Genomic DNA, 14,122 nt, shown 5'->3' with positions numbered 1-14,122 from the left:
TATCAAGGTTGCTCTTCCTCATTATTTTCTTTCAGATGTTTTAATATCTCTTTTGATTGCCGTTCCCCTTTCTTTTTTAATTCGTATTGGCGTAGCAACCCATCAACTAAAAGAAGAAGCATCATGATACCTGCCGTTATCAAGATGTTTCGCGTAATGTAATAGAGTCCTCCAATAACGATGAAGAACAATAGGAACATTTTCCAATTTAACTTAGCCTTCATTTGGCAAAGATACAAAAAACGATTAGATGAGGAAAATAAAAACACGGAAACCTCTTTCCTTGAGCTTAAATAATTGTTTGAGGACAGTCCTTACCGGGGCAGTTGTTTCGTCTTATATTGAGTGGAGGAGCACAAAAAGGGGAGTCGTACAGACTCCCCTTTTTTATGCTTGATAATTGGTTGTTACATCATTCCACCCATTGCTGGGTTAGCGGGCATTGCCGGTGTCTCCTCTGGTTGATCTACGATGAGACATTCAGTTGTGAGGAACATTCCAGCGATGGAAGCTGCATTCTCGAGTGCCACACGTGCTACTTTTGCAGGGTCGATCACACCTGCTGTGCGCAAGTCTTCATAGCGGTCGTTCCGAGCGTTGTAACCGAAATCGCCTTTACCCTCGCGAACTTTATTTACTACCACAGCACCTTCATCACCTGCGTTGGCAACAATCTGGCGCAAGGGCTCTTCAATGGCACGGCAAATAATGTTGATACCTGTCTGCTCATCTGCGTTTTCGCCCTTCAAATCTTTCAAAGCCTCTTGAGCGCGGATGTAAGTGGTGCCACCACCAACTACAACACCTTCTTCCGTTGCCGCGCGTGTAGCACAGAGTGCGTCATCAACACGGTCTTTCTTCTCTTTCATTTCCACTTCAGAGTTTGCTCCGACGTAGAGTACGGCAACACCACCGGAAAGTTTGGCAAGTCGCTCTTGAAGTTTTTCCTTGTCATATGTACTTTTTGTGTTGGCAATTTCGCTCTTAATAAGATTTACGCGGTCGGCGATGTTCTGTTTCGATCCCGCACCATCAACGATAGTGGTGAAATCTTTGGAAACAGTAACTTTCTTGGCAGAGCCAAGCATTTCAAGAGTGGCCTTGTCGAGTGTCAGACCTTTATCTTCGCTAATCACTACGCCACCTGTCAGTACGGCGATGTCTTCGAGCATGGCTTTGCGACGGTCGCCAAAGCCCGGTGCTTTCACGGCGCAAATCTTCAGTCCGCCACGGAGACGGTTTACTACTAATGTTGTCAAAGCTTCCGAGTCAACATCTTCTGCGATAACCAGCAACGGGCGACCGCTTTCTGCTGCCGGTTGAAGGATGGGCAAGAAGTCTTTAACGTTGGAGATTTTCTTGTCGTAGATGAGGATGTACGGATTTTCCATTAAGGCTTCCATCTTGTCGGTATCGGTAACGAAGTAGCTTGACAGATAGCCTCGATCGAATTGCATGCCTTCCACAACATCAATCGTGGTGTCGCGGGTCTTGCTTTCTTCGATTGTGATCACGCCATCTTTTGACACTTTGCGCATGGCATCGGCAAGCAACTTACCGATTTCAGGGTCATTATTTGCGCTTACTGTTGCAACTTGCTCGATTTTATCATAGTTGTCGCCAACGATCTCGGCATTGTCCTTTATGTAGTCCACAATCTTGTTTACTGCTTTGTCAATACCGCGCTTCAAATCCATTGGGTTCGCGCCAGCGGCAACGTTTTTCAAGCCTTCGGTAACAATCGCCTGAGTAAGGATGGTGGCAGTTGTCGTACCATCACCTGCATCGTCTCCGGTCTTGCTTGCCACGCTCTTTACGAGTTGTGCGCCTGCGTTCTCAAAATTATCCTCTAACTCTATTTCCTTTGCCACGGTAACACCGTCTTTCGTAATCTGAGGCGCACCAAACTTTTTACCGATGACCACATTGCGACCCTTAGGTCCTAACGTTACCTTTACGGCGTCAGCCAACTGATCTACACCACTCTTAAGCAACTCGCGTGCTTCTTTATCGAATTTAATATCTTTTGCCATTTTATTGTTTGTATTTTGTTTCAATCGTTCAAACGATTGTTAGTTGTGAAATTATGAACGTTATTGTATTTTCATTTTCGGAAATTACTCCACCACGGCGAGCACGTCGCTCTGGCGCATCATGAGATATTTCTCGCCCTCGTTCTCAATTTCCGTTCCGGCGTATTTTCCATAGAAAACTTCATCGCCGGGCTTTAAGATCATATCTTCATCTTTGGTACCGTTGCCTACTGCTATTACTTTGCCACGCTGTGGCTTTTCTTTGGCTGTGTCCGGAATAATGATTCCACCTACTTTCTGTTCTGCCTCGATGGGTAGAACAAGCACTCTGTCTGCTAATGGTTTAATTGTCATAATTCTATATGTTTTTAGTTTAAATCTTTCAATTGCGGTGAAGAACTGCTTTTAGTGTCTTCGCCAATACTATTACGAAAACCGTGCCAACTTTTTACACTGACACGGCTGGCATGACAATTCTGACATTGTTGTCAGTTGTTTTATGTTTCGGATTTCAGCTCATTAATTATGCTGTGGGAAAGCTCTATTGTCCTGTTTTTTCAATGTTCGTTTTTCATTTCCTTAGCTTTTGCGTTCCAAAAGCTAAGGAAATGGCTCACAAAAGCATAGCTTTTGCACATCAAAAGCTATGCTTTTGAAATGGATTTGTAAGGTCTTGATTATAAGCAGTTTGTAAATGCTTATTTTTATTTGTCGTTGTAAAGATAATTCACAAGTCGAGTTACTTCTTCGGTCAGGTTTTTTTTGGCGTATGCCGGCTGAACGGCTTCTTCCAAGGGAGTGTTGGGAGGCGTTATGAACCGCGCGGAGGCGAAACCGGCAGAAAGCAATTGCTCTTTGTCGGCTATTCTTCCCGCCAAGAGATGAACGGGAATGTTGGCGTTTTGCCCATACTGCAATAGTTTAAAAGGAATTTTTCCCATTAAGGTTTGCTTGTCTGCACTTCCTTCACCGGTAATAATGAAGTCTGCACCACTTATCTTTTTCTCAAATTGTACTTCGGAAAGCAACAAGTCCGCTCCCGAAATCATGGTGGCATTAAAGAACTGAAGAAATGCGTAGCCCAAACCGCCGGCAGCTCCCGCTCCGGGTTGTTGTGCATGGTCTCTTCCGGTTTTTCTTGCCGACATTGTCGCGAAAGTTTTCGCTCTCCGATCCAATAACACGATGTCTTTGTCAGTCGCTCCTTTTTGCGGACCAAACACATTGGCAGCCCCCATGGAACCGTACAGAGGGATATTTACGTCTGATGCCAACCGGATTTTCAGCGCGGAGAGTTGTCGATGCTGAAACCAATCTTCCCCATATTCTTCCTTTAATGCCAAGAGCATTCCTAATCCGCAGTCGCTTGTGGCAGAGCCACCCAAACCAATGATGAACTCTTTACAGCCCTGCTTGATGGCGGCTATCATCAGTTCACCAACTCCATAAGTGGTGGCTCGCAGTGGGTTAAGCTCTTCCTTTTTCAATAAATTAATACCGCAAGCTGCTGCTGTTTCAATTACACAGACACCATCTTCTCTTACCAAGAAAGTTGTTTTGATAGGTCGCATTAGCGCGTCGTGGCACTCGGCAGCAACAGATTTACAGTTGAAAAGGGCATTATACACCGACAGCATCCCATCTCCACCATCAGTAACGGGAATTTTAACCACGTCAATGGGGTAAGGAAGGGAGCGAATAGCTGTTTCGGCAATAGAAGCCGCTTTCATAGAGGACAAACAACCTTTGAAGCTGTCGAAGGCGAGTATTATTTTCATTTCTACTACTCGTTACATTAAGAGACTTAAATAAATAATTTGTATGCAAATATAGTGGTTTTCCACGAGATTTGAGAGGAAGGGTAGGGAAACCACGCAAAAAAGCCCATACTGTCGGTAAAAGTTTTAATTGATTTCAACATTTTAACAAAAAATATTATTGGCAGATGAACTATTCACTACAACTCAAAGAACACCGACTATTCGTTGAAAGAGTGCAACGTTGGTTCGAGGCCGGGTTGGTTTTGAACCTCAATAAACACATCGGCTTCATGCCTCATGTGGGTTTTGCAGAATGGAAAAATATAAATTCACTGATAATCAGATATTTAATCAATTTTTATTAGTTGCATATAGTTAATTCTTTCTCTCTCATTTTTAAACGATTACATTGGAATTAACCGAATATTGACTTATAAGTTTTAACAAGAAAACATAGCTTTATGAGTATTGCCAAACCACATTTCCTTTGCAGTGTTTCGAGCTGTTGACGAAGTTACGTCAGCGACTTTTTGTCAGGTGTTTTCTAAAGAAATCTCAAAAAGTTTTGAGATTTATCGTTTTATGCTTATCTTTGCAACTATATAGATAAGGTGTAAAAGATAGTAAGCGTGTGTTGTCTGCTGTGGAATGCCATTATCTCCCTTAAAATAACAAACCGTAAAAACAACCTATATGAAAGATTTTTTTAAGAATGTATTTGCGACGATGGTAGGGGTTTTCCTTGTCGGCGTCATATTTGTTATTTTCGGAGTTATCAGTCTGGTTGGAATGATAGTTTCAAGTGAAACCGCTGCGGATATAAAGGATAATTCCGTGCTTTCGATAAATCTTTCCGGAAAAATGACAGAACGTTCGGAAGACGGCATCATTTCGAAAATAACAGGTCAGGTTGCCAATGACATCAGTCTTGAGGATTTTGTCTCGGGGGTGAAAAAAGCCAAAGAAAATGATAAGATAAAAGGTGTTTATCTTGAAACAGGTGCCTTTTCAACCGACTCTTATGCTTCTTTGCAAGCTGCTCGCAATGCCTTGCTTGATTTTAAGAAGAGTGGCAAGTGGATAGTGGCTTATGGAGATATTTACACACAGGGGGCTTATTATTTGGCATCGGTAGCGGATAAGGTTTATTTAAATCCGCAAGGACAAATCGACTGGCACGGACTTGCTGCCCAGCCCGTATATCTTAAAGATTTATTGGCAAAGGTAGGAGTAAAGATTCAGGTTGCGAAAGTGGGGACATACAAGAGCGCGACCGAACAGTTTACGGGAGATAAAATGAGCGATGCGGATCGTGCTCAAACAACGGCATATCTAAATACTATTTGGCGCAACATAACTAAGGAAGTGGGGGCAAGCAGAAAGATTTCTGTTGCCAACTTAAATCGCTATGCCGACAGCTTAGTGACTTTCGCTTCTCCGGAAAAATATAAAACCATGAAGATGGTTGATGATCTGCTCTATACAGATCAAGTAAAGAAGGAAGTGAAAAAGTTGTTGAAGATTAAGGATGAAAAACGCATCAAACAGGTTTCGTTGGCAGATTTGAAAGCAGTCGATGATGATACTGATGGAGAGGAAATAGCAGTTTATTATGCGTTTGGAAATATCGTTGATGGAGCTGCGGGAGGACTCACAACAGAAGGTCATTTGATAGATGCTCAAGTGGTTTGTAAAGATATTGAGAACTTAATGAATGATGACGACGTGAAAGCCGTGGTGATTAGGATTAATTCCGGTGGCGGATCAGCTTATGCTTCAGAACAGATATGGCATCAGATAACGGAACTTAAAAAAGTGAAACCGGTGGTTATAAGTATGGGAGGAATGGCTGCATCGGGCGGTTATTATATATCCGCTCCGGCAAATTGGATTGTTGCCGAACCTACAACCATTACCGGGTCGATAGGAATTTTTGGAATGTTTCCCAACCTTGAAGGGTTGTTTACTGAAAAATTAGGATTGAAATTTGATGAAGTAAAAACAAATAAGAACGCCGGTTTCGGAACAATGACAAGAGCTTTTACACCCGAAGAAATAAGCTATCTTGAACGTTATATTGATCGAGGCTACAAATTATTTAAAAATCGAGTGGCAAAAGGTAGAAAACTAAGTGAAACTCAAGTGGAAGCCATTGCTCAGGGACATGTCTATTCCGGTGAAGACGCGTTGAAAATAAAATTGATAGATGAGCTTGGAGGCATAGACAAGGCGATAAGCAAAGCGGCGCAAATGGCAAAGTTGAAAGAGTATTATACGAAAAGTTACCCTCTTCCTACGGATTGGATGACACAACTCATGGAACAAGCGAACAATAACAATTATTTAGATGAGCAACTTCACGCAACGCTTGGTGTCTTCTATGAACCGTTTACTCTTTTGAACTCACTTAATTCACAATCGGTCATTCAGACGAGAATGCCTTACTATCTTAATATAAAATAGAACCTTATTTTCATTGAAAGGTATGTTGAGGCTTATTCTCTAAATTGAATTTGAGAGACATATATGGAAGGCGATTTCATTAAAACAAATAAATGGTTACTCCCACTAAGCTGGTTATATGGCTTGGGAGTAGGCATTCGCAACGAACTCTTTGAATTGGGCATACTAAAGAGTAGAAGTTTTGATGTGCCTGTAATATCTGTCGGAAACCTTACTGTGGGAGGTTCGGGGAAGACGCCTCACGTGGAGTATCTTGTGGAGCTGTTAAAAGACTATATGCAGGTTGCCGTGCTTTCTCGCGGATATAAAAGAAAAAGTCGCGGATACGTGTTAGCAGATGCGGAAACACCCATGAAGGTGATAGGAGATGAGCCTTTTCAGATGAAAAGAAAATATCCTGATGTGTATGTGGCAGTGGATAAAAACAGATGTGCGGGGATAGACAGGCTGACAACGGATGAAGCAACGAAAAATACCGATGTGGTGATACTTGATGATGCTTTCCAACATCGTTACGTAACACCGGGTATTAATATTCTTCTTGTTGATTATCATCGCTTGATAGTTTATGACAAACTCTTGCCGGCAGGGCGTTTGCGCGAACCACTGTCAGGGAAGCATCGTGCGGATATCGTCATTATCACCAAATGCCCGAAAGATCTAAATCCCATTGATTATAGAGTATTGAGCAAAGCGATGGATTTATATCCTTTTCAAGATTTATTCTTTACGACAATTGATTACAAAGCATTGAACCCGGTATTTGAAAAAGAGGCAAGCAAAGACTTGATACCTTTGACGAGTTTAGCTAAATTCAATGTGATGTTACTTTCTGGGATAGCCTTGCCCAAACAATTGGAAATGGATTTGGAACAATATATGGGAGAGAAGATTCCCATGGTGCTTTCTTTCCCCGATCATCATGCATTCAAGGCGAAAGACGTGAAAATGATTAATGCCTCGTTTGCACAAATGAATCAACCGAAAATCATTGTCACAACGGAAAAAGACAAAGCACGCCTTCTCAATCTGGAGGGCTTAGACGAAGAAGTAAGAAAGAATATTTATGCTCTGCCTATAAAGGTGAACTTTATGCTTGAAAAAGGAGAGCGATTTAACGAAAAAATATTATCCTATGTACGAAAAAATTCAAGAAACAGCATCTTGGCTAAAAGAAAGGATGAAAACAAGCCCCAAAACGGCAATCATTCTGGGAACGGGCCTCGGACAATTAGCTTCCGAAATTACTGATACTTACGAGTTTTCTTACAAAGATATTCCTAACTTCCCGGTATCTACCGTTGAAGGTCATGCGGGCAGTCTTATCTTTGGAAAACTTGGCGGTAAAGATATCATGGCGATGAAAGGACGCTTTCATTATTATGAAGGTTATGGAATGAAAGAAGTTACTTTCCCAATTCGCATCATGCATGAACTTGGCATCGAGACACTCTTCGTATCGAACGCGTCGGGAGGCATGAATCCGGAATTCAAGGTTGGGGACTTGATGATAATCACCGACCACATAAACTTTTTCCCAGAACATCCTCTGCATGGAAAGAATTTTCCCACAGGACCACGTTTCCCCGATATGCATGAGCCCTACGATCATAAGCTTATCAAAATGGCGGACGATATAGCAAAAGAAAAGAATATCCGTGTGCTGCATGGTGTTTATACCGGAGTGCAAGGACCTACGTTCGAGACACCGGCAGAATACAAGATGTATCGAATTTTAGGAGGAGATGCAGTGGGGATGAGTACAGTTCCCGAAGTAATCGTGGCACGTCATTCGGGTATCAAAGTCTTTGGTATTAGCGTAATCACTGATTTGGGTGGATTTGATGTGCCGGTAGAGGTCAGTCACGAAGAAGTACAAGAAGCTGCCAATGCCGCTCAACCACTTATGACGGAAATTATGCGTGAAATGATAAAACGGTCTTGACGATAAGGCGAATCACCGGAAAGGGCGTGTATAAGAAACGATAGAACGCATGAAGAAGACCCGATAGTCTTTATTCGTGCCAATATCCGAATATACACGCTCTTTCTTAAAGATGAAGATTTAGATAGTAAGCTGGAAAATAAATGGAAATAAAAGAATTGGGTGAAGTCGCTCTGATTGAGCGACTTACAAAAGATATAAAGATTTCAAATCTGTCTACTCATTTGGGCATAGGTGATGATGCGGCCATCGTGAATCATTCCGACAAAGAGACGCTCTTAACTTCTCGACTGTTCATGGAGGGCATACAATTTGACCTTACTTACATCGATATGGAACATCTCGCTTATAAATGTGCGATGATTACGATGAGTAATATCTTTGCCATGAATGGTCGTCCCACACAGATTATAGTATCTATCGGTCTCGGAAAACGTTTCAAGGTGGAAGACTTGGAGGACTTCTATAGAGGACTGAAAACCGCTTGTTATAAATGGAAGGTTGATCTTGTGGGTGGGGATACCACTTCTTCTTTCACCGGGCTTGCCATTAATATGACATGCGTGGGCGAAGTGGAGAAAGAAAGTATTGTCTATCGTAAAGGAGCAAAACCTACCGATATTATATGCGTGTCGGGCGATTTGGGAGCAGCCTATATGGGACTTCAAATTCTTGAGAGGGAGAAAACTGTTTACTATCAGCAGGTTGAAGAATATAATCGAAAACTCAAAGATGCCACATCATCGAATAATAAAGCGATGTTGGAAGGCTTAAAGGCTGAACGTGAAGCTATTAATCATTTTCAACCAGACTTTGTGGGAAAAGAGTATTTAATCGATCGTCAGTTGAAGCCGGAGGCTCCTGGCGATGTTCTTAAACAACTTAGTGAGGCCGACATTCATCCCACCTCAATGATTGATGTCTCTGACGGATTGGCGAGCGATCTAAAACATATATGCAAGCAAAGCGGATGTGGCTGCAGAATATATGAAAATAAAATTCCCATTGATTATCAAACAGCTTCTGCATGCGAGGAGTTTAACATGAATCTTACTACGGCGGCACTCAATGGGGGAGAAGATTATGAATTGCTCTTTACCATTCCAATTGAGGAGCATGCTAAGATAGAACAAGTGGAAAATATTCACCAGATAGGGTATATCACAGAGGAAAAATTGGGAGAATATATCATAACGAGAGATGGTAAGGAATTTGAACTCATGGCGCAAGGATGGAATAAACAATAACGGTAGGGGGAGGGATTAGTTAGCGATAGGGTGAGGTAACATTGCTCAGCACACCATTTTTTTTGTAAAGAAAGGTTAATGTTGAAAATAATCTTAGCATTATTTGCGACATTAAAAAGAATTGGTTATCTTTGCACTCGCAATTCAGAAATGACTAAAGTTAGACATGAAAAGCAGTTGGTGCCATAGCTCAGTTGGTAGAGCAAAGGACTGAAAATCCTTGTGTCCCCGGTTCGATTCCTGGTGGTACCACTTCCTCCTTTCATTAGGGCGGTTCTCGTAAGGGTCCGCTCTTTTTTTATCTCAAATCGACCATTAAAAACAAATGTAGTTCATATTTCTAATGACCACTATTAGAAATATTCAATTATATATGTCTGTTATTCAGCAATTTACTGACTACCTCCCCCCATACTCTTAAACTTATATCAACACCTGTGCCTGTCCGGGCAAGACAAAAGACAAACATATTCCTTATTTGGAGGGTCTTTGAAAACACGGAAATCCTTCCCGCCGATATGGGAAAAAATCAATAATGTCCTAAATTTTCTTCATTCATTTATCCAAAGCTTAGCTTTTGCTTTCCAAAAGCTAAGCTTTTGCAATGCAAGAGGTCATGAATTGGAATGTAAAAGCTCACCTTTTAAGTCGCATTTAATATCATATTGATTATCAATAGGTTGCGACGCGTGTTCGTGATGTGGTTTTTGTAATATAATTTCGTGGTGATAGTCGGGGGCGAATGTTCGCTATCAAGCATCTGTTTACCATTATCTGAATACGAATTGGAGATGTGAGGAGGTTGGCGCTATTCAGCATTGTAACAAAATACGTCAAGTTTCATGATTTGATGCAACTCTATCTTCTTTGCTTTAATATTTAGTTTTCTGTCAATCTTTGGTTTGTTTTCTTGCCTGTTTCTCCGACTTTTTATACCTTTGCATCAGTTGGCCATGATGGATATGATGAAAACCATAAAACTGTTATTATTATGTTGTCTGTTAGGTGCTTTTTCGGCATGTGTTAAAACAGGTTTGGAGGATTTTGAAGATAAGAAAGAAAATCCGGAAGAGAAAACTGACGATGCGGATGATAGTACCAATGATGAGGGGGACGGTGACTATCTATACTCTGTTGCTCAATTTATGGCTTTGGATATTACAGGTATGAAAGTAGGAGTAGTAGGATACATTGTTGGTGATTGTACAAAGAATATAAAAAATGCAGAATGGGAAAAGCCTTTTTCCTATGATACTGCAATATTGTTGGCTGACGAACCGGGGGAGACCGATTACCATAAGGTGATTTCTATTCAACTGAAGGCAGGAGAGATGCGTGAACTTTTTAGTCTTCATCGCAATCCGGAACTCTTTGGGAAGAAAGCATTTTTTTATGGTTCCAGAAAAAAGTATTTGGGAATCCCGGGAATGAAAGATGATATAGAAGGATATGAATTGGTCGATGAAAGTGAGGATGGTTCGTAAAATCTCGTTAAAAGTTTGTCTAAAAAGATAAAAGTAATTATATTTGCAAAGTAAATACAATAAATCTTACCATCAATAAAAAATAAGAGCCTATTGAAACATCATTACTTATGTGTAAAATGTTTAAGGAATGAAGAATCTAAAGAATATGTCAGACGAGGATTTGGCCTTGTCTTATATTGATGGAGATAATAAGGCTTTTGATTTATTGTTATCACGAAATCAGTCAAAATTATTCTCTTATATCTTGTTCGTTGTGCATGATCGCAATATCGCCGATGATGTGTTTCAAGAGACATTTGTAAAAATCATAGTTCGATTACAGCAAGGAAAATATCTACCAACCGGGAAATTTTCCTCATGGGCTATGAGAATAGCGCATAATGTCATTATGGATTGGTATCGCGCTCAAAAAGTTGATAAAATAATGGAAGCTCCCAAGGAAAATGATCTTTCCAATATTGGTGGGCTTGACGTTCAAATCGGAAATATCGAAAATGAATTTGTAAGTGCTCAAACGTTATCGGATATTAGGAAAATGATAAATCACCTCCCGGCTCCTCAAAGAGAAGTTGTTTTTATGCGTTTCTATCAGGAAATGTCCTTCAAGGAAATAGCTGAAACCACCGGGGTGAGTATTAACACGAGCTTGGGGAGAATGCGATATGCAATTATTAATTTAAGACGCATGGCCAAGGAACATGGCGTGATTCTGCAATTGGCGTAAGAAAACAATAAGAAGAGGGATTTTATAATGCAATAAATCTCCTCTTCTCACTACTCCTATATTTCCTTATGGAATAATTACAGATTCTTTAATGAGCGGATGGTGCTAATGGGGTCATTCGCCTTAAATACATGGCTTCCGCTAACCAGCATATCCGCTCCCGCATTCACAAGACGTGGAGCCGTTTCGGATTGAACTCCGCCGTCTATTTCTATAATTATCTTTTTCCCGGACCTTGCGATCATTTCTTTAAGGCGCTTCACTTTATTAATAGTATTCTCGATGAATTTTTGACCACCAAACCCCGGATTTACACTCATGAGAAGTACTAAATCTACATCATCGAGGATATCTTCCAGTAGTCCTACAGGGCTGGAGGGATTGAGTACAACGCCGGCTTTCATTCCTGAATTTCGAATTTGTTGTATGGTTCGGTGTAGATGGGTACAAGTTTCATAGTGTACACTCATGATCGCAGCACCTGCGTCTGCTGTTTGTTGAATGTATTGTTCGGGATGGACAATCATGAAGTGCACGTCCATGGGCTTTTTGCATGCTTTTCCAACTGCTTTGAGTATGGGAAATCCAAATGAGATATTGGGGACAAATATTCCATCCATTACATCCATGTGGATGTAATCGGCTTCACTTTGATTAATCATTTCAATGGCTTTATCCAAATGGAGAAAATCAGCCGATAGAAGTGAGGGGGAAACTAAGGTGTTCATTTCAATTTAAACAGTATGATTCTAATTTGTCATTTACTTTTAGCGTACGATAAGTGTACGCGAATTGGCGGATAAAATTTAATGTCTTTTCTGATGGATTCATTTCTTCATGTGTAAAAATATCTATCATAGGCTGATTTTTTAAGTGTATAACTGAATAAGGAACGCTATTCCATTCTTTTTTATTGTGAAAATATTGCGGTTTTTATGATATTTCTTCAAAATAGAAACTTAAAAATGAAGAAGAATGTTCCTTTTTCATTAACTTTGTAAAATATTTCAATGAGTGTAATGGGGCGTCTTATGACCTGCCTTGAGTTTAAGATTTATATTTGATAGTATGATTATAAAGGTTTGTGGAGTGCGTGGTTCTCGTAATATTCACGAGATCATGAATTTGGGAGTCGATTGGATAGGTTTTGACTTCAATCCTAAAAGTGAAAGATATGTTCGTCAAGTATCTTCTCAAGCGGGGATAATACCTGATTATGGAACGATGGATGCCGCAAATGGCAGGGTTGAGTCTAACGAAGCTTTGAGAAATGGGGAATCGATAAAGTTGTGTGGAGTTTTTAAAAACGATATGCCACAGAATATCATTACGCGAGTTGTAAATTTTCATTTGGATATCGTTCAATTGAATGGAGAGGAAAGCTCCATTATGATTGATAACCTTCGCAGAACCATCGACCCTGATATTCATCCGGGACTGAAGGTGATGAAAAAACTCTCTATCCGTACTCAACAAGATGTTCTTAAATATAAGGAGTATGAGCATACTGTAGATTATTTTCTTTTTGAACTATATCCCTCTACGGAAAACTTGCAATATGATAGTTATCATATTCTGGATAGTTATGAGGGAAATGTTCCATTTCTGATTGGAGGCAATATCACACCGAAATGTGTAAATGAGTTGCGAGCTTATCAGCATCCACAATTTTTAGGAATCAATCTTAATGAACAAGTGGAGGATAAACCGGCATTAAAGAATATTGATAAACTAAGCGAATTTGTTTCAGTGGCACGATAAGCCATTGCTTTCTGCTCTAAATAAGAAATTTTGTTATGAAGTGCGTACTCATTGATAACTACGATTCTTTTACATTTAACCTTGTTCATCTTGTTCGTGAATTGGGAATCGAGGTTAGTGTACTTAAAAATGATGAGATAGAGCTTTCTCGGTTGAAAGACTATGATGCCATTCTGTTAAGTCCCGGACCAGGTGTGCCATCTGAGGCAGGGCTTTTGATGGACGTGATTAGAACTTATGCTGATAAAAAGCCAATATTGGGAGTTTGTTTGGGACATCAGGCCATTGCGGAAGTCTTTGGGGCGAGATTGGAAAAATTACCTGATGTGTTTCATGGTATATCCGATGAAATACATACGACTATGGAAATTCCTTTATTTTCCGGATTAGGTTCTTCTTTTGTTGTGGGACGTTACCATAGTTGGGTGGTTTCACGAATTGATTTCCCCACTGATTTGGAAATTACCGCTGAAACTGTGGATGGAAAGATTATGGCTCTACGACATAAACATCTCAATGTTCAAGGCATACAATTCCACCCGGAGAGCGTTCTGACACCAAAGGGAAAGGAGATGTTAAATAATTGGCTTGTTTCAGTAACTTCAAATTTATGAGCTATGGTATAATTCATGAGAAAGCTACGTAACAATAGAACCTTTATCAAGCCAATTCTTCAGAGTGATTCCGTTGGAATCTTTTGTG

Annotated in this window: 13 protein-coding genes and 1 tRNA gene; 9 read left to right on the top strand and 5 right to left on the bottom strand. The window is 40.5% G+C overall.

From position 1 onward, the window contains the following. Positions 1–2 precede the first annotated feature (2 nt). The 4 genes from E0E16_RS05635 to E0E16_RS05620 all read right to left on the bottom strand — a co-directional run bounded on the left by E0E16_RS05635 (position 3) and on the right by E0E16_RS05620 (position 3,811). Positions 3–224, bottom strand: coding sequence for a hypothetical protein (locus E0E16_RS05635; RefSeq protein WP_130829497.1), 222 nt, complete (start codon positions 222–224; stop codon positions 3–5). 183 nt (positions 225–407) lie between these two features. Continuing rightward, entirely contained in the window at positions 408–2,033 is a 1,626-nt protein-coding gene (gene groL / locus E0E16_RS05630) for a chaperonin GroEL (protein WP_130829496.1), read from the bottom strand. Between the two features lie 84 nt (positions 2,034–2,117). Further along, a complete protein-coding gene (locus tag E0E16_RS05625) occupies positions 2,118–2,387 on the bottom strand; it encodes a co-chaperone GroES (protein ID WP_130829495.1) in 270 nt (89 codons plus the stop codon). A gap of 350 nt (positions 2,388–2,737) precedes the next feature. After that, on the bottom strand, positions 2,738–3,811 hold the full coding sequence (locus E0E16_RS05620; protein WP_130829494.1) for a glycerate kinase family protein: 1,074 nt from the start codon (positions 3,809–3,811) through the stop codon (positions 2,738–2,740). 675 nt (positions 3,812–4,486) lie between these two features. Between E0E16_RS05620 and sppA the strand changes: the two genes are divergently transcribed. From sppA to E0E16_RS05585, 7 genes are all read left to right on the top strand, one after another. Further along, the gene (gene sppA, locus E0E16_RS05615; RefSeq protein ID WP_130829493.1) at positions 4,487–6,256 is read left to right on the top strand and encodes a signal peptide peptidase SppA; all 1,770 of its coding nucleotides are present in this window, start codon (positions 4,487–4,489) and stop codon (positions 6,254–6,256) included. Between the two features lie 63 nt (positions 6,257–6,319). Beyond that, on the top strand, positions 6,320–7,507 hold the full coding sequence (gene lpxK, locus E0E16_RS05610; RefSeq protein ID WP_130829492.1) for a tetraacyldisaccharide 4'-kinase: 1,188 nt from the start codon (positions 6,320–6,322) through the stop codon (positions 7,505–7,507). Further along, on the top strand, positions 7,392–8,201 hold the full coding sequence (locus E0E16_RS05605; protein ID WP_130829491.1) for a purine-nucleoside phosphorylase: 810 nt from the start codon (positions 7,392–7,394) through the stop codon (positions 8,199–8,201). Before lpxK ends, E0E16_RS05605 begins: the two co-directional genes overlap by 116 nt. Positions 8,202–8,344: 143 nt before the next feature. After that, a complete protein-coding gene (locus E0E16_RS05600; RefSeq protein ID WP_130829490.1) occupies positions 8,345–9,448 on the top strand; it encodes a thiamine-phosphate kinase in 1,104 nt (367 codons plus the stop codon). A 179-nt stretch (positions 9,449–9,627) separates the two neighbouring features. Continuing rightward, positions 9,628–9,700: transfer RNA gene (locus E0E16_RS05595), tRNA-Phe, on the top strand. Positions 9,701–10,410: 710 nt separating this feature from the next. Then, complete coding sequence (locus E0E16_RS05590; protein WP_130829489.1) at positions 10,411–10,932, top strand: DUF6359 domain-containing protein; 522 nt, start codon at positions 10,411–10,413, stop codon at positions 10,930–10,932. Between the two features lie 130 nt (positions 10,933–11,062). After that, the gene (locus E0E16_RS05585) at positions 11,063–11,659 is read left to right on the top strand and encodes a sigma-70 family RNA polymerase sigma factor (protein WP_130829488.1); all 597 of its coding nucleotides are present in this window, start codon (positions 11,063–11,065) and stop codon (positions 11,657–11,659) included. A gap of 77 nt (positions 11,660–11,736) precedes the next feature. Here the strand turns inward: E0E16_RS05585 and rpe are convergent, their stop codons facing one another. Next, the gene (gene rpe, locus E0E16_RS05580; protein ID WP_130829487.1) at positions 11,737–12,387 is read right to left on the bottom strand and encodes a ribulose-phosphate 3-epimerase; all 651 of its coding nucleotides are present in this window, start codon (positions 12,385–12,387) and stop codon (positions 11,737–11,739) included. 340 nt (positions 12,388–12,727) lie between these two features. On the opposite strand from rpe, the gene E0E16_RS05575 reads away from it, so the two are divergent. Continuing rightward, complete coding sequence (locus E0E16_RS05575; RefSeq protein ID WP_130829486.1) at positions 12,728–13,420, top strand: phosphoribosylanthranilate isomerase; 693 nt, start codon at positions 12,728–12,730, stop codon at positions 13,418–13,420. A 35-nt stretch (positions 13,421–13,455) separates the two neighbouring features. Beyond that, on the top strand, positions 13,456–14,034 hold the full coding sequence (locus tag E0E16_RS05570; RefSeq protein WP_130829485.1) for an anthranilate synthase component II: 579 nt from the start codon (positions 13,456–13,458) through the stop codon (positions 14,032–14,034). The last annotated feature ends 88 nt before the right edge of the window (positions 14,035–14,122 follow it).

It is taken from the genome of Prevotella rectalis, from assembly GCF_900607215.1.
GTDB lineage: Bacteria > Bacteroidota > Bacteroidia > Bacteroidales > Bacteroidaceae > Prevotella > Prevotella brunnea.
Note: the sequence above shows the minus strand (reverse complement) of the source record. Positions and strands in the feature narration are given on the sequence as shown.